The sequence below is a fragment of the Streptococcus sp. k-90 genome (assembly GCF_013277565.1).
Classification (GTDB): domain Bacteria; phylum Bacillota; class Bacilli; order Lactobacillales; family Streptococcaceae; genus Streptococcus.
Genome location: NZ_VMNE01000028.1, coordinates 1 through 18,013, shown reverse-complemented (window position 1 = coordinate 18,013; position 18,013 = coordinate 1). Strand labels below are relative to the sequence as shown.

Here is an 18,013-nt window from a genome sequence, read left to right as displayed (position 1 = left end):
CCACTATAACCGATCAATACGGCCCAACCTTCAGCAGTTGACTGAACATGTTTAGCTGTCTGAACGTTAAAAGAGATCTGGAGCACTACCACTAATACTGTCAAAATCAAATACCAAAGCCATTTTTTTCTTGGAATGCGAAAGAGATAGCCGTGGCCTGTCTTAAACAGAATCCAAATCATGACTCCGCTAAATAGCAAACTCAAGATATTTCGAATCCAGAAAAAATTTCCTACCTGAGAAGAAAATTGCCAATAGTTTTGAATGATAAGGGTCAGCTGAGAAAGTCCAAATACAAAAAACAGGTAAGACAAGACAGCACTTATTTTGAAGAGAAGCTGATACTTTTTCATGTGATCCCTCCTTTGTAAACTCGGAACATCTCTAATATAAGCCATATTTTCCTAAATCCTTACTCCCAATCCTAAATGGTGCTTGAGATTTCCTGAATGGTTAAAATAAGGAAACAGAAATATCTATGTCTTTGTTTCAAAAAATCACCGCCTTCCCCAGATAAACTTGAGGAAAACAGTGATTCAATTTTTAGGAATTAGGAATGAATACACGAAATCAATTGATCTTATGATTTTTTGTTTTTCAAAAATTCGTCGTATTGTTTTTGCATTTCGTTCAATACTTTTTCGTAGGCACCTTCAGATTTCAATTTTTCCATCAATTCTGGAATAGCTTTATCTGGGTCTACAGTACCAGTGTTGATAGCTGTATCGAATTGTTGCATTGTGTTAGAGATAGCTGAGATTTCAGATTTCACATTGTCAGTGTTAAAGATGAATCCAAGCGCTGGAGATTCTTTAGCTTCAGCCAATTGTTTCTTAGAATCTTCGATTTGTTGATCTGTAACGTTTTCGTTGATGTAAAGGATCCAGTTGTTACCAGTGTTCCATCCACCCATGTGAGTGTTTCCTTTGTAGCCATCAAGGACGCGTACACGATTTTCTTTACCTGCAATTTTTTCCCAGTTCTTGCCTTCTGGACCATAAACAAGACCGTTCAAGAGTTCTGGGTTAGTATTCAAGAGGTTCAACACTTCCATTGATTTTTCTTTGTTCTTAGAGTTGTTTGAGATAACAAAGTTAGCAACTTGTGTTGTTTGGTTTTTCTTGATGAAGTTAGTAATTGGTTTGATTTGGATATCTTTGTTCGCAACACGTGAAAGCAAGCTGTTACCGTAGTCAGCTGGTCCTACTGTTTCTTCACGAACGAACCAAGTATCTTGTTGAAGTTCAAATGAAGTATCGCTTGTTGCTACATCTTTTGGAATGTATCCAGCTTCATAGAATTTGTGAAGAGTCTTCAAGTGTTCTTTAAAGCGAGGCACTTCGTAACGGTTTACGATCTTAGTAGTGTCGCCTTCAAGGTCGATAACGAATGGAAGTCCATTTGGAACTGGGTAGTCAAAGTTATCAGATGGGATGAAGTTCTTAGTAACCGCAAATGGCACTACATCTGGAGCTTTTTCTTTGATTTGTTTCAAGACTGGTTCAAGTGTTTCATATGAAGTGACACCTGAAATATCGATACCGTATTTAGCAAGAAGAGTTCCGTTGAAGGCGAAGTTTTGAGATGATGCAACGTTGGCTGCAACTGGAACTGCGTAAATTTTACCGTTAATGCTGTTACCTTTGATGTAAGCTGGGTCAAGTGCTTTGTAAAGGTCTTTACCTTCTTTTTTGTACAATTCTGTCAAGTCAGCATAGGCACCTTTTTGAGCATTTACAACATAGTTAGATGCAAAGGCGATATCGTAGTTTTCACCAGATGATGTGATAACTGACATTTTCTTATCATAGTCACCCCATCCAAGATATTGGATATCCAATTTAGCACCAACTTTTTCTCCGATGATTTTGTTAGCATTTTCTAGCAATTCATCCAAGTTATCTGGTTTGTCACCGATTTGGTACATTTTGATAACAGGTTTTTCACCTGAAGCTGAGTCAGCAGCTTTCTTGTTGTTACCTGAAAGGTTTCCACAAGCAGCGAGACCAGCAGCCAAAGCGACTACGCTAGCAGATGCAAAAGCATATTTTTTCCAGTTTTTCATGACAAAAACTCCTTTTTTTATTTTTAAACTTATAAACAATGTAATGATCTTAACTTCACGCAAGGAAAGTTTGGAAATTAGAAAGGGTATTTCTCGACAAGTACTATTCTTTCACACCACCGATAGTCAAACCTTTTACAAAGTAGCGTTGGAAGAATGGATACAAAATCGCGATTGGAAGGGTTGCGACCACAACCATGGCCATACGACCTGTTTCTTTTGGAAGAGCAACTCCCAGTTGACCAGAAAGGCCGACTGCTTTGGCGATGTAATCCATATTTTGTTGGATTTGCATGAGCAAATATTGCAATGGATACAAGTTGTCACTCTTAATGTAAAGAAGGGCGTTGAACCAGTCATTCCAGAAACCAAGAGCTGTCAAGAGCGTGATGGTTGCGATACCTGGTAGTGACAATGGTAAACAGATTTGGAAGAAGATCCGGGCTTCACTGGCACCATCGATACGAGCAGATTCTAGAATAGCTTCTGGAATGGTCTTCTTAAAGAAGGAACGCATCAAGATGATGTTAAATGGTGAGAGAAGCATTGGAACAATCAAGGCCCAAACTGTATCACCAAGTTGAAGCAAACGAGTGACCACGATATAACCTGGTACCAAACCAGCGTTAAACAACATACTAAGTAGAACGAAGATTGTAAAGAATCTGCGGTACTTAAAGGTTGTCCGTGAAATGGCATAAGCATAAGTTGTTGTGATAAAGACATTTGTCAATGTCCCAACTACGGTTACAAAGACTGAGATGAAGAGGGCTTGTAAGATTTTATCCTTAAACTGTGCCAAGAACTCAAATCCGTCTAATCCAAATTGTGACGGGAAGAAGCTATATCCATTTTGAAGGATACTCTTTTCATCTGTCACCGAAATAACGATAACGAATACGAAGGGTAGGATACAAGAGAGGGCGATCAAACCAGAAATGGTACTGAAGAAGATATCTGCTTTCTTACTGAAGGAGTGAATGCCGACATTATCAATTTTTTCTTTTTTAATTTTCTTTTCTGCCATATTCTCCTCCTTTCTAGAACAAGGCTGAGTTTGGATCAACTCGTCTTGCAAGTAAGTTTGATAGGATAACCAAAAGCAAACCGACTACTGATTGGTAGAGACCTGCCGCTGAAGCCATCCCGATATCCGCTGTCTGGGTCAAACCATTATAAACATATACGTCCAAGACGTTGGTTACGTTATAAAGCTGACCAGCATTATGGGGGATTTGGTAGAAGAGACCGAAGTCTGCACGGAAGATATTTCCTACTGCCAGGATAGTCAATACGGTTACCAACGGTGTTAACTGTGGAATGGTTACATTGCGAATTCGTTGCCATTTGCTAGCACCGTCCACCGTTGCTGCTTCATAGTAGGTTGGATCAATTCCCATGATTGTTGCATAGTACATGACACTGCTATATCCAAAACCTTTCCAAATACCTAGGAAAAGTAGGAGATATGGCCAGATACCTAAGTCAGCGTAGAAATTGATTTCCTTCATTCCGATAGACTCTAGGAAATGGTTGAACACCCCTTTATCAATGTTTAGGAAGGCATCTGTAAAGAAACTGATGATAACCCAAGACAAGAAGTAAGGGAACAACATAGAAGTTTGGAAGATCTTAACCATTCTCTTAGAACGGAGTTCACTGAGGATGATGGCAATCCCTACAGATACAATCAAACCAATAAAGATAAAGCCGAGATTGTAGAGGACAGTATTTCGTGTGATAATAAAGGCGTCTTTTGAACTAAACAAGAATCTGAAATTATCGAGTCCGACCCATTTACTATTCATGATACTATCTATGAAACCATTACTAGTCATGTGGTAATCTTTGAAGGCAACCACGTTCCCAAATACTGGAATGTAGAAGAATAGAATCAACCAGAGTGCCCCTGGCAAAACCATCAAGAGAAAGATCCAGTTGTCTCTCAAGGTTTTTGAAAACTTATTCATAATTTCCTCCCTTTTTTATTTTGATATCCATCTAAAAATTCCTTTTTAGACTTTTGATAACGATTACATTATTAGTATACTCCTATTTGCAGGTTAGGTTAAACTACTAATTATAGAAAAAACTCCACAAATTATTTTATGTGGAATACTTTTGAAGAAAGGGATGTTTCACGAGAAACACCCTGAACAAGGGACACTGTTCTTGTTTTTAAGTTGTATAAATCGTCGAGGCTGTCGCAATGGTATGCCACTGGTTGGCTGTTGTGGCGGCAAAGTCTTTGTCTGCGTAAAAGTCAGTAAATGGCAGAATTTCCACTTCTAACTCATCTATGCGATCAAGCTGACCAGCCAGATAAGACTCGATGCGGCTTTCTGCTCGTTTGATGCGTTGCAAGAGTCCACCCATACGGATATCAACTGTATCCAAGCCAAAGACCTTGTTTTCCTTCAACCATTGATGGCTAAAGAGCTTGTGGAAGTTTTCAACCTCACTTCTGAGTTTTGGCAATTCTTCTCTGGCAATTTGTTTCAAGCTGTCTTTGTCATCCGCTTGATAGGCTTGGCGAATGCGTCGTCCTACATCTACTTTACTGCTTAAAATAGCATTCAATTGGACCTGAGTTTCAAAGAGGTAGGCATAGTTGCCAGCTTTCTCTTTAATGTCAGCAAGAATCTCGGCTGCCTGAGCGAAGTGCGGTTTGTCCTGTTCAGGAGTCATGTGTCGGTCAAGAATCGGACAGAGCACATCCTGATAAAAGATATAGCGATTGGGATTGATGCCACTGAGATTGCCTGGTAGGTCTGGCAAGAGGTTAGCAAGGTCAATCTGCATAAAGTCCTCAACCGATAGACCTGTATTGGTCTGGAAGTGAGCAGACAAACGGTCTAGGTCATTGCGATAGCTGAGTTCTGCCCAGATTTGCAAGCTTGGTAGGATAGAGAACTGAGCTGTTTCTCCACCATTGTCTCCCCAACCCGTCACGATGACTTCTTTGATATCATTAGCACGACAGGCTTTATTAGCTTCGACTGCGATGAGACGGCTGAAATGGTTATTGGGTGTGAAACCAATCCACTTCCAAGCACCACCTGCAAAGGCAAGGTCATGGCTAATCTTGTGATGGTTTCGGAAGTTGCGGTTATATTTTTCCTCGCTATCCTGGTAGTAATCCCAGTAAACCAAGGTTACACGATCTTTGAGACGGTCTAAGTAAACACGAGTTTCCTCTGGAATTTCAACATCACGGTCGTACTGGCCATCTGCCGACATGAGTTTGAAGAACATATCGCTCCACATCTGGCAGTGGAATCCATATTTGTCTGCAATATCCAGCACACGCTCCAAGTGTTGGCACATGAGGAGACTACGATCCACAACACCGTTCAGAATCAAGTAGCGTCCCAAACCAACCAAGTGGGCTTCGTCCATCCCGATATTGACCTTGCGAGTCTTCAGTTTAGATAGCGTCGCAAACATGCCATCAATCAGGTTATAAACCTTTTCTTCTCCAATGAGAAGAATATCCTCTACATCACGGAGTTCCTGCACTTCTTTGACACCCCATTTGACAAAGGCTGACAAGTGGGCCAAGGTCTGAATGCAAGGCACAAAGGTCATGTCAAACTGTTGGGCATAGGCTTCGATTTCCTGCAATTCCTCAGCTGAGTAGGCTCCACGGAAATAGCCAAAGTAAGGTTGTCCTTCAATCTGGTAGGTGTCTTCCATGTAAAGCTCAAAGGTTGAATAGCCCATGAGAGCCAAGACCTCAATCATCTGCTTGGCAGATGCCACATTCAGCACCGCATTTCGCGAACAGTCAGCCATATAGGCTAAATCTTCATATGCTGCCTGTTCTTCAATCTCGACCTTGTCAGATTCTGCTAGAGCCGTTGCCAACAAGGACAAGGCGCGATAGAGTTGGTGAGGTTTGCGGTAGGTCAATTGATAATGACCACTCTCACCCTTGATAGAGATAGAGGCTTGGTCAGACTGAGTGACATCTATCTCTACATCTGGCAAAGAAATGTGACCGTTTAAAACCTCAATAGTTTGCGCTTGTTTGTCACTAATTCCTGTAAATCTTACCATTGGTTTTCCTCCTGTAGCCAGTTGACAAGGGCACCGTAGAGATTGGCATCTGCATGATAGGTGCAAGCTTGGATAACTGGTGCGACCGTGTATTCTTCGTAGGTTTCGACAAATTCATCGACAGCTTTTTGAACACCTTGGATAAAGTCGGGATTCTGACTGATAGATCCTCCCAGACTAATGACATCTGGGTCGATGAGATACTGAATATTGAGCAAGCCTTGCGCCAGATTGCAGTTCATGCGCTCAATGGCTTCTTGACAAAGGGCATTTCCTGCTGCGGCCTCTTGATAAATCTTGCGACCGTCCCAGTCAGTCTGACCAGATTTTTCAATCACGTAGCGCACCATATTTCCAGTTGACGCTAGTTGCGACCAGTTGTTAAGCTTTTCAGCAGGGGCAAGGATTGTCATGTAGCCAAATTCCCCACCCAGACCGTGGCGACCTCGGTGAAGTCTCCCATTGATAATCATGGCCCCACCAATCCCTGTACCAATCACGACACAGGCTGCATTTTCAAGTTCTGTATGAGCTAGCAATTCACTAAGTCCAACGCAGTTGGCATCATTCTCTAGATGGACAGGCAGCTGATGATGGGCAAGGGCTTCATACCAAGAAAAGCCGTGGATGTAGGGCACGGCACTGAAGCCATCAATCACACCTGTCTCTTGATTGACCGCACCTGGAACACTCATCGCAATCCCACTATAATCTTGTTCTGACAAGCGTTGGTCTAGCCAAGCTATTAAATCCTCTAAGTTTTCTGGTGTTGGGATACTTGTCTTATCCAATATTTTCCCATCAGGAGTCAGACTTGCAAACTTAATCCCAGTCCCTCCGATATCAATCGTTGCAATGGTCATTGTTTTTACCATAAAAAGGGGCGAATCAGCAGTTAGTTCTTACCTTTTCGCCCCTCCTTTCTTTTTATGTTTACTTTTTGAAATTAAATTTCTTCTTTTTTGATGAATTCTGTACGAATCTCTTGTGGTGAAATGAGGCCTCTATGAACTGGGTATGGTCGTTCAAGTAGGTCAAGGAAGAGATGTTGACTTTCCGGTACACGTACATTTTCACTACACATATTGTAGTAACGAAGAACATAGCCTTCTTCATTTTCAGCGACCTTAAAGGCTGTTGGGCAGATTTGCGGTATGCTGAGAACAGAATGGCTCAAGAGGCTACCAGTCGCAGCCACGCTTCCTTCTTGTTTAGCAAGCTGAAGGCTAGTAAATGGTGTCTGCAAGGCTTTAGCACGACGATAGGCTGAAAAGCGTTCTTGGGCTTGGTGGCATTCAATCGCAAATTCGACTTCAAACTCACGCAAGCACTGAGCTTCTGGTGTTGGGAAGTAGCCCCAGTCACCCAATTCACCTGATGCACGCAAAATAGTCACGGCAATGGTGTCGTCTCTAAGGATTTCGTATTCATTCAATCCCTTGTTGGATACAGTCACACCTTTTTCATCGTCATACAGACTGACAAAGGCTTGTTGGTGTTGAGGATTTTCAGGATTTTCCCATGAAGCTGCTGGTTTGTTTGGTCGTGTCACCACCTCATAGATGCTTTCAGAATCATTGCTTGGACGCGTGTTATGAGTTTTGACCAGGAGACGGATACGATGATCTTTGGCAGTGTTAGTAAAGCGAGTCTTGCAACGGATTTGTGGATTATCAACGAAGACAGTCATCTCAGTTTCCAGAGGAATGCTTGTCAATTCTTCTGAACGTCCAGCCTCACGCTTCATAAACTCGATGATGCCTTTTTGCTCTTCTTCTAGTTTTTCATCCGCACTGACAGGCACAGTCAATTCATGTTTGAGCAAAATCTTAGCATAACGAGCTGTGTTTTCCAAGACCTCGTAGCCCTTAAGCTCTGCATAGATAGGCTCTGTTCCTTTTGGTTGGAAATAGATATACTCGTTTCCGATGTCACCACGGTCTTCGAAGCGGATAAAATCTTCATAGGCTTCGTGAGTTGTCTTGTCATAGACTGTGATGTTGTCATCCACACTCACCCTTACAAATGGCGTATCAATCAATCCGTTTTTGTAAATACCCTCACGGTGTTCTTGCTCTCCTTCCAGCAATTGGAAGGTTGTCCAAGAAAGTGGCGCTAGGTGAACTGGGATGGTCACGCGAACTTGTCGAGCGATACGAGCTTGGCGGAACTTGTCTTTTGGTAAATCATACTCAAAATTAGCCCCAAGGTCTTCGATCTTAGCCTCTACAGGACGACCATCCAAGTCCTCCACACGATAACTTGGCAAGGTTAAGGCAGCCATCTTCTTGTAACCTTCTGTTGGGTGCAATTCCTTGAAATCACAAGTAGCCACATCAATCACTGTGCTGACAGTATCGACCTTATCATGCAAGCCTGTGTTAATGACAGTAAAGAGATAATCACTTTGAGCCTTAGCCGTAGCAATTTTACCCTTCCACTCGTTAAGAAGATTACTCTTAACAAAGTTTCCTACTTGGTTGACCTTGGCAAAACGAGTTTCCATCTCGCGGTGAACTTCGTCCACGCTACAGCCACAGATACTATCATGCGGCGCGTTCTGCAAAAGTGTTTTCCAAGCATAGGTCAACTGGTCCTTGTGGTTATGACCCCCAGTGATAATAGTCAAGGGTTCTACAACTTGCTCTAGGAGGTTGCTATTTTCTTGGAAGGCTTGTTTGAGATAAATACGAGATGAAGAAGTGTTGGCAAGTGTGTACCAGCCATCTGTTTCCTGACTGGTCAACTCACCTGTAACCGTTGATAATTGCTCTGGTAGAGCACTTTCCACGGCTTGAACATATTCATCAAAGGAACTATGAACAAAGGTTACATCTGGGAAGAGTTCATTTGCCACACGAATGGCTTCACTCAAATTTTTCTGTACAGGCTGGTGGTCACATCCGTTCATCATCAACCATTGGTTAGTCGAAGCATAGGCACGCACGTCTGCCAGTTTTTGTTTCCAGAATGTCAAGGCCTCATCTTTATCAACTGGAATTTCATTCCCATTACTGTACCAGTTGGCAAAGAGAATACCTAAAACACGACTACCATCTGCACCCTGCCAGTACATTTCTGAAAACTGGGATGTAAACTGCTCATCTTCGAGGACTTGGTTATCAAATCCGATTGGTTTGACACCACGACCAAAGGCTGCCACGTGAATGCCTGATTTTTGAAGAATTTGAGGCGCTTGTCCCATATTTCCAAAGGTATCTGGGAAGTAACCAATCTGAGTAGATTTGCCCCATTTTGCAGTTTCTTGCTGACCAATAAGAGTATTGCGGACATTGGCTTCACTTGAAATCAAGTAGTCATCCTGCAAGATGTAAAATGGACCAATTTTAAGTTTGCCTTCGTCGATGTATCGTTGGACTTTGTCGCGATTTTCAGGGCGAATCTCCAAGTAGTCATCAAGGACAATGGTTTGACCATCTAAGTGGAAGCTCTTGAACTCAGGGTCATTTTCAAAGAGATCGAAGAGATTGTCAAATAATTCCACCAACTGCATACGGTGGCTTTCAAAAGGCAAGTACCACTCACGATCCCAGTGACTATGTGAGATAATATGTACGACAACATTTTCCATGAAGTAAAACCTCATTCTAAATTTAAATTTTTATTGTTAACGTTTTAAATGTAAATTTGTGATTCTTTCCAAGAATCAGTTGCGCTAAAGCGTGTTCCTTAGCGGATATCCAAGTAATCCAAGACCAATTCACAGAACATCATGTTAGCCCAAGAGAACCATTCACGAGAGTAGAGAGTTGGGTCGTCCACGTGGAAGCTTTCGTGCATGACACCTGTACCACCATCGCAAGCAACCAGCTGATCCAACAAGAATTTCTTCTCTGCCTTATCTCTTGTTGTCAAACCTTGGATAGAAAGGGCGATTGGCCAGATATAGCGATAGAAGGTATGAGAACTTCCGAGACCGCTAGCGTATTCTCCTTGGTAGAAGTATGGATTTTCAGGGCTCAGAATGGTACGACGAGTTGCTTGATAGACTTCGTCGTCAATATCGCAGTAGCCCAGATAAGGTGCAGCCAACAAACTTGGTACGTTTGGATCATCCATGATGCTAACATTTCCCAAACCGTCTACTTCAAAGGCATAAATCTTTTCGTCCTTGCTGTTGCTTGTGTAGGCGTAGTTTTCAATTCCTTCTTGGATTTCATCCTGGAGACGCTTAGCGTCTGTGATAACACTCTCGCTATCAGCTAGGTTTAATGCTGCGAAGATCTCTTGAACATAACCCAAGACTACTACAGCAAACATATTTGACGGAATCAAGTAGCTATACTGGCAACAGTCATCACTCGGACGAAAAGCGGACCAAGTCATACCTGTCACTGCAAAATCAGGGCCAAATCCATCATTTACTAGTGTATCTTCCTTACGGTCCGTATCTCGGACAAAACGATAAGGAGAGTTCTTGTGGTCTTGTTCCACCGTCCAAAGATGGAGAATTTCCTTAGTCGCTGCAACAAAAGTCTCATCAAACTGACTAGTCTCGCCAGTCTCTTTCCAGAGGAGATAAGCCAACTGCAAAGGATAGCAAAGCGAGTCCACCTCATACTTGCGTTCCCAAATCCAGCCATTAAGGTCGGTATGGTCTGTCTCGTGGTGACCCTTCCAGCTTTCCTCAATGTTGAAGGAATTGGCATAAGGATCCTTGAGTACCAAGGTCATCTGACGTTTGACCAAACCTGCAATGGTCTGACGCAGGAGGGGATCTCTTTTAGCCACATGCAGGTAGGGTCTGAGTTGGGCTGTCGAATCTCGAAGCCACATAGCAGGAATATCTCCTGTGAGCACAAAGGTTGAACCATCTTCTAGAATTTCAACAGTATTGTCCAAGGTATCTGTGTAGCAACGTTCAAAGACATCCACCCATTCTGGATGGTCCTTAGCCCGCTCTGCTACTTCATCTAGCCATTCTCTAACAATTTCTTTCGAATAAATCATCGTGCAGTATCCTCTTTCAAACAAGTTTCATTTTCAGTATATAGCTTTTGAGACAGAAAATACATACACAAATGATAGTCATTTTTCTACAAAATAGTTATCTTTAACACTCCTTTTCTAAAGGCTATCTTTTTCTGATATAATGTAGAAAAACAGCTAAAGGAAAGACTATGAAACCACTACTTGAAACCATCGATACCCGCTTTGGAACTGCCAGCAAGCATGCCTTTTCTCGGGGAAATACCCTGCCATATACAGGCGTGCCTTTTGGTATGAATTACTTTGTACCCCAGACCAGTGACCAAGAGGGATCTTGGTTTTTCGATCCGCATCTGCCTATCTTTCAGGGGATTCGATTGACTCACCAGCCCAGTCCTTGGATTGGGGACTACTCTTGGCTCCTACTGACACCTGTCACAGGCCAACTGGGTGGAGACAGCCTCTTCCATCGTCAGTCTTCTTATGACATAGATAAGGCCTCTTTCAAACCTCATTATCTGAATATTTTCTCCCTGCGCTATCAGATTGAAACCCAGCTCACACCGACTTGCTACGGTGCTTCTATTCGTTTGGAACAAAAGCAAGGCAAAGCCCTCTCTCTCTATCTTCACGCAACAGATGAACTGTCAGTAGAGCAAGTAGATAAGAGGAATCTTGCCCTGCGACAAGAAGGAAAAACTGAGAGCAACAAAAATCCACTGTTTATGTTTACATCCCTAAAAATGAATACGGATATTCTTGCTATCAGCCAAGAAGGTGGAGACTGGCGAATCGACCTGGCAGATAGCCATGCTGAGATTCAGCTAGCTACTTCTTTCATCTCTCCCTCTCAAGCTCTAATCAATCTACCTCAAGAAGATTTTGATAACTGTAAAGCAAATGCCCAAGCGGATTGGGAAAATCTTCTCCATCGTTTTGACATTATAGAGACAGGAGAGGCTGACCGAACCTTCTTTGACCACTGCCTCTACAGACTCTTCCTCTTTCCTCAAACTTTTTATGAGGTTGATGAATCTGGGCAAGCCATCCACATGGATCTGGCCACTTGTACTGTCAAACCCGGTGTTCTCTTCAGCAACAATGGTTTCTGGGATACCTTCCGGACCACCTTCCCCCTCTTTGCCCTTATCATACCGGAACACTATCACCGCTTTTTAGAAGGTTTTCTCAATAGCTACCGCGATACTGGTTTCCTTCCAAAATGGCTGGCCCCAGATGAACGTGGAATGATGCCAGGTACACTTTTAGACGGTATTATCGCAGATAGCGCCTGCAAAGACATGGCCCCCGACCTCGAAGAAGAACTCCTCCAAGCCATGCTTGAAACAGCCAGCAAGACCGACCCTCTCGTCATCAATGGCCGTCACGGACTAGCCCAATATCAAGAACTAGGTTACCTCTCTACAGACCACCACGAAAGCGTCAGCCATACCCTAGACTATGCCTATAGTGACTTTTGTATCGCCAGCTGTGCCAAAAAACTAAGAAAAACAGAAATCGCTGAAACCTACAAGGCCGCATCACAAAATTACCGCCATCTATTTGACGCTGAGACAGGTTACATGCGAGCGCGTGACAGTCAAGGCAACTTCCGCCCTGACTTCTCTCCTTATAGTTGGGGACGCGACTATGCCGAATGTTCAGCCATTCAAGCTACTTTAGGCGTCCTCCACGACATCCCAGACTTAATCCAGCTTATGGGTGGAAAAGAAGCCTTTAGCAACTATATTTTGAAAACCTGTCAAGATGCTCCCCTCTTTGAGACAACAGGCTATGGTTATGAAATTCACGAAATGAGCGAAATGGCTACCGCTCCATTTGGACAACTCGCTATTTCCAACCAACCGAGCTTCCACATTCCTTACCTCTTCCGCTACAGCGATTACCCTGACTACACTGCCCTTCTTATCAAGACTCTCCGTCAGACAGCCTTTCAGCCAAGTTGGGAAGCCTATCCTGGCGATGAAGACAATGGCAGTCTCTCAGCCTGGTACATCTGGTCAGCTCTCGGATTCTATCCAACCTGCCCAGGCAAACCAAGCTACGACCTCGGAATCCCTCTCTTTGATCACCTCCGAGTCTATCTGGCTAAAGAAGATAAATGGCTGGATATCCATACTAAACAAAACCACAGCCATTTTAACTTTGTAAAAGAATGCCGACTGGACAAAACCCTAGTATCAACTATTCAACACAAATACCTCCTAAAAGCTGAACAACTGATCTTTACACTTAGCTGGTTGCCAAATCACTCGTCAATTTCATGAAATGCAAAAATCTCCTAGCAGACTTTCCTGCTAGGAGATTTTCTTATGAGAGGTACTTGTTTAAGCTTTGAAAATCGGATTTATCATCTGATGTTTATCAAACAATCTACCAATTAAGCTTCTTCGTCTTCTTTACGACGACGGCCTGCAAGACCAAGACCAAGTAATGCACTTGCTGCAGCTGCTACCATAGCTACAGTAGAATCTGCTGTACCTGTATTTGGCAATTCTTTAGCTACTTTACGCGCATTTGCTTGTGCTGATGCTGCTTGAGTAGTAGCTGTATCTACAGCTGGTGTTTGAGCAGCTTGGTCGTTAGCTGGAGTTGCATGATCAGTTGATGAAGCAACTTTCGCCATAAAGCCTTCGATACGTTTAACCATTGCATCCACTTCTGCTTGACTTGCGTCTGCATTGGCAAATACTTTCTTAGCATCTGCTAATAATGCATTCGCTTCTTTTGCAGTTTCTGCATCAAGCTTAGCTGATTCTTTAACGATTAATTCATCTAATTGACGAATAGCACCTTCTAACTTCGCTTTATCCACTTTTGCATCAGTGTTAGTTGCTCCGTTATTGCCAGAAGTTCCGTTACCGTTACCACTGTTATTGCCGCCACCATTTGATGGTACATATGGACGTTGTTTGAAGATATCTTTAGCTACGATTGTGTAAACTTTACCATCTTTAGTAATTACAGTTGCATTTCCTGCTTTGTCGAAGATAACTTCTACTACATCAGCATTTGCTCCTTTAATCTTAGCTTTTGCAGCTTCTTTTTCTGCATCCGTTAAGTTATTGAAGTCTGCTACTGTTTCTTTTTCGAAGTCAACATTGATGTTTTCACCATTGTTCTTAGCTGCAACATCTTTAGCATCTTTAACTAATTGAGCTGCTGGAATTGTTGCTGTCTTACCTTCTGGGGTTGTAACTGTTGCGTTTCCTTTATCGTCTACTACTACAGTTGATCCTGGGTTGACTGCTTTAATTGATTCTTTAACTTTTTCAATTTCATCAGCTGTTAATTTAGCTTTATCTCCAACTAACACTCTAGTTGCTGGTGTGTTCACACCATTTTGTTGAGTTGGATCAGTTAATTTATCTTCTGGAATTACTAAGTCAAGTTCTGGGATTACTAATACTGTTCCATCACCTTTAGTAACGATTACATCACCTTTATCATTTACTACTACAGTTGATCCTGGGTTTACATCCTCTACTGCTTTCTTAACTTTTGCTTTTTCTTCATCTGTTAACTTAGCTGGATCTTTTACTACTGTCTTAGTTGCTGGTGTGTTTGCTCCATTTCCTGCATTTGCTTTACCTGCGTCTGCTGCTGACTTAGTTACATCTGCTGCTGGAATGGTTGCTGTTTTACCTTCTGGAGTTGTAACTGTTACGTTTCCTTTATCGTCTACTACAACTTTAGATCCTGGATTTACAGCTTTAACTTTGTCTTCGATTGCTTTCTTCTCAGCGTCTGTTAAGTTAGCTGGATCTTTAACTTCTACCTTAGCTGCTGGTGTGTTTACTGCATTTCCTGCATTTGCTTTACCTGCATCTGCTGCTGACTTAGTTACATCTGCTGCTGGAATGGTTGCTGTCTTACCTTCTGAGGTTGTGACTGTTGTGTTTCCTTTATCGTCTACTACAACTTTAGATCCTGGGTTTACATCCTCTACTGCTTTCTTAACTTTAGCTTTTTCTTCATCTGTTAATTTGGCTGGATCTTTAACTTCTACCTTAGCTGCTGGTGTGTTTACTGCATTTCCTGCATTTGCTTTACCTGCGTCTGCTGGTGATTTAGTTAAGTCTGTTGTTGGAATTACTACTACATCACCTTCTGGGGTTGTGACTGTTGCGTTTCCTTTATCGTCTACTACAACTTTAGATCCTGGGTTTACTGCCTCAATTGCTTCCTTAACTTTAGCTTTTTCTTCATCTGTTAATTTGGCTGGATCTTTAACTTCTACCTTAGCTGCTGGTGTGTTTACTGTATTTCCTGCATTTGCTTTAGCTGCGTCTGCTGGTGACTTAGTCAAGTCTGTTGCTGGAATTACGGCTGTCTTACCTTCTGGAGTTGTAACTGTCGCATTTCCTTTATCATCTACAACTACTGTTGCACCTGGGTTTACAGCTTTAACTTTATCTTCGATCGCTTTCTTCTCTTCTGGAGTTAAGTTAGCTGGATCTTTAACTGCTGTCTTATCTGCTGGTTTAACGATGTCGTTACCTGCATTTGGTTTAGTTGCAGTTTCTGGATCTTTCGTCAAGTCTGCTGCTGGAATTACGGCTGTCTTACCTTCTGGGGTTGTGACTGTCGCATTTCCTTTATCATCTACAACTACTGTTGCACCTGGGTTTACAGCTTTAACTTTATCTTCGATCGCTTTCTTCTCTTCTGGAGTTAAGTTAGCTGGATCTTTAACTGCTGTCTTATCTGCTGGTTTAACGATGTCATTACCTGCATTTGATTTAGTTGCAGTTTCTGGATCTTTCGTCAAGTCTGCTGCTGGAATTACGGCTGTCTTACCTTCTGGGGTTGTGACTGTCGTATTTCCTTTATCATCTACAACTACTGTTGCACCTGGGTTTACAGCTTTAACTTTATCTTCGATCGCTTTCTTCTCTTCTGGAGTTAAGTTAGCTGGATCTTTAACTGCTGTCTTATCTGCTGGTTTAACGATGTCGTTGCCTGCATTTGGTTTAGTTGCAGCTTCTGGATCTTTCGTCAAGTCTGTTGCTGGAATTACGGCTGTCTTACCTTCTGGGGTTGTAACTGTCGCATTTCCTTTATCATCTACAACTACTGTTGCACCTGGATTTACAGCTTTAACTTTATCTTCGATCGCTTTCTTCTCTTCTGGAGTTAAGTTAGCTGGATCTTTAACTGCTGTCTTATCTGCTGGTTTAACGATGTCGTTGCCTGCATTTGGTTTAGTTGCAGTTTCTGGATCTTTCGTCAAGTCTGCTGCTGGAATTACGGCTGTCTTACCTTCTGGGGTTGTGACTGTCGTATTTCCTTTGTCATCTACAACTACTGTTGCATCTGGGTTTACAGCTTTAACTTTATCTTCGATTGCTTTCTTCTCAGTATCTGTAAGTTTTTCTGGATTTGCTACTACAGTCTTATCTGCTGGTTTAACGATGTCGTTACCTGCATTTGGTTTCTTAGTATCTTCAACAGTACGTACTAATTCTTCTACAGGAATAACTTGTGTTTGACCATCTGGAGTTGAAACTTTAGCATTTCCTTTGTCATCAACTACTACAATTGAGTTTGGATTTACAGCTTCAACTGCTGCTTTAATTTTCTCCTTCTCAGCATCTGTCAACTTAGCTGGATCATTTACAACTACTTTATCCGCTGGTTTAACGATATCGTTGCCTGCTTTTGGATCATTTGCTGTAGCTGCAGTTTTCACTACTTGCTCAGGAGTGATGATTTCTTTGTGCCCATCTGGAGTTGTAACAGTAACATTTCCATCTGCGTCTTGAGTAATTTCTTTAGCATCTGGATTTACTTTCTTAACAGCTTCTAAGACCTTAGCTTTTTCATCATCTGTTAAAGCACTTGGATTATTTACAAGAACTTTATCAGCCGGAATATTCACTTCACCTACAGCTTTAATAGCCGCTTTATCTGACTCTTCAATTCCATCAACAGCTTCTGATGTTTTAGCTGCATCTACAGATTTCTTAGCTTGATCTGCGATTGCATCTACTTGAGCTTTAAGATCTTCTTTAGCTTTAGGAGTTAAGTCTGTACGTGCATCAATTGCTTCTTTCTTAGCTTTTGCTTCATCTTCAATTGCTTTACGTGCATTTGGCTTATCTTCTACAACAGGTACAGATTTTTCGATTTCACCTTCAGCTTCTTCTTGAAGTTGCTTAACTTCTGCATCTGTTCCAGCTTTATCGATTTCTTTCTTAGCTCCTTCTGCTAGAGCTTTAGCTGCATCTGCTGCAACTTTCTTCTCATCATCTGTAGCATCTGGAGTGTTAGCAATGTCTTCCAATTGTTTTGCTAATTTATCTTCGATGGCTTTCTTAGCTACTGGTTTAGCTTTGGCTTCTGGATCTACAGCTTTAACATCTGCTACACCTTTATCTTTAGCACCATCTACTGCTGTTTGAGCTTCTGCTGCTTTCTCTGGTGTTTCTGCGTTGCTTGGTTGAGCATCGATTGCATCTGTTGCTTCCTTAGCTTTCGCTTGAGCTTCTTCTTTGGCTTTAGCTTTCTCTTCATCTGTGAGGTCGTTACGGCCAGCAATTTCTGCTTCTTTAGCTTTCAATTCATCCGCAACTGCTTTCTTAGCTGCTTCTTTAGCTACTGGGTTAACTTTGGCGATTTCACCAGTTCCTGCTTCTTTAGCTTTATCTACTTCTGCATTGCTTGGTGCTGCATCAATTGCTTCTTTAGCTTTATCTGCTGCATCTTTAGCTGCATCTTTAGCTGCTTTCTTCTCGTCATCTGTCAAGTCTGTACGAGCGTCAATTGCTGCTTCCTTAGCTTTAAGAGCGTCATCGATTGCTTGCTTAGCTTCTGGTTTAGCTTTGGCTTCTGGATTGATTGCTTCAACTGCTCCAGTACCAGCGTCTTTAGCTGTATCTACTGCTGCATCTGTTGTTGCTGCATCAATTGCTGCTT

At 42.2% G+C, this 18,013-nt stretch carries 9 protein-coding genes and 1 pseudogene; 1 reads left to right on the top strand and 9 read right to left on the bottom strand.

All coding sequences use genetic code 11. The annotated features are described in order from the left end of the window. From HT734_RS08505 to HT734_RS08470, 8 genes and pseudogenes are all read right to left on the bottom strand, one after another. Nucleotides 1–353 (bottom strand): annotated as a pseudogene (locus HT734_RS08505) (CPBP family intramembrane glutamate endopeptidase); the annotation flags it as partial. Between the two features lie 227 nt (nt 354–580). After that, a complete protein-coding gene (locus HT734_RS08500) occupies nt 581–2,065 on the bottom strand; it encodes an ABC transporter substrate-binding protein (RefSeq protein ID WP_153192736.1) in 1,485 nt (494 codons plus the stop codon). A gap of 103 nt (nt 2,066–2,168) precedes the next feature. Beyond that, the gene (locus HT734_RS08495) at nt 2,169–3,092 is read right to left on the bottom strand and encodes a carbohydrate ABC transporter permease (protein WP_140832823.1); all 924 of its coding nucleotides are present in this window, start codon (nt 3,090–3,092) and stop codon (nt 2,169–2,171) included. Nucleotides 3,093–3,105: 13 nt separating this feature from the next. Further along, nucleotides 3,106–4,035, bottom strand: a complete 930-nt coding sequence (locus HT734_RS08490) for a sugar ABC transporter permease (protein ID WP_001032151.1) — start codon at nt 4,033–4,035, stop codon at nt 3,106–3,108. A 208-nt stretch (nt 4,036–4,243) separates the two neighbouring features. Further along, the gene (locus HT734_RS08485; RefSeq protein ID WP_173277701.1) at nt 4,244–6,124 is read right to left on the bottom strand and encodes a beta-N-acetylhexosaminidase; all 1,881 of its coding nucleotides are present in this window, start codon (nt 6,122–6,124) and stop codon (nt 4,244–4,246) included. After that, nucleotides 6,118–6,987 (bottom strand): ROK family protein, encoded by an 870-nt coding sequence (locus HT734_RS08480; protein ID WP_033680938.1) that lies wholly within the window; start codon nt 6,985–6,987, stop codon nt 6,118–6,120. The genes HT734_RS08485 and HT734_RS08480 overlap by 7 nt, the downstream gene beginning before the upstream one ends. Nucleotides 6,988–7,070: 83 nt before the next feature. Further along, entirely contained in the window at nt 7,071–9,716 is a 2,646-nt protein-coding gene (locus HT734_RS08475; RefSeq protein ID WP_173277703.1) for an alpha-mannosidase, read from the bottom strand. Between the two features lie 98 nt (nt 9,717–9,814). Further along, a complete protein-coding gene (locus HT734_RS08470; RefSeq protein WP_173277705.1) occupies nt 9,815–11,095 on the bottom strand; it encodes a glycoside hydrolase family 125 protein in 1,281 nt (426 codons plus the stop codon). Between the two features lie 170 nt (nt 11,096–11,265). Between HT734_RS08470 and HT734_RS08465 the strand changes: the two genes are divergently transcribed. Then, nucleotides 11,266–13,362, top strand: a complete 2,097-nt coding sequence (locus HT734_RS08465; protein WP_173277707.1) for a GH92 family glycosyl hydrolase — start codon at nt 11,266–11,268, stop codon at nt 13,360–13,362. A gap of 113 nt (nt 13,363–13,475) precedes the next feature. Here HT734_RS08465 and HT734_RS08460 read toward each other — a convergent pair. After that, nucleotides 13,476–18,013, bottom strand: a 4,538-nt coding sequence (locus HT734_RS08460; protein ID WP_173308506.1) for a DUF1542 domain-containing protein, incomplete at its 5' end; no start/stop codon positions are given.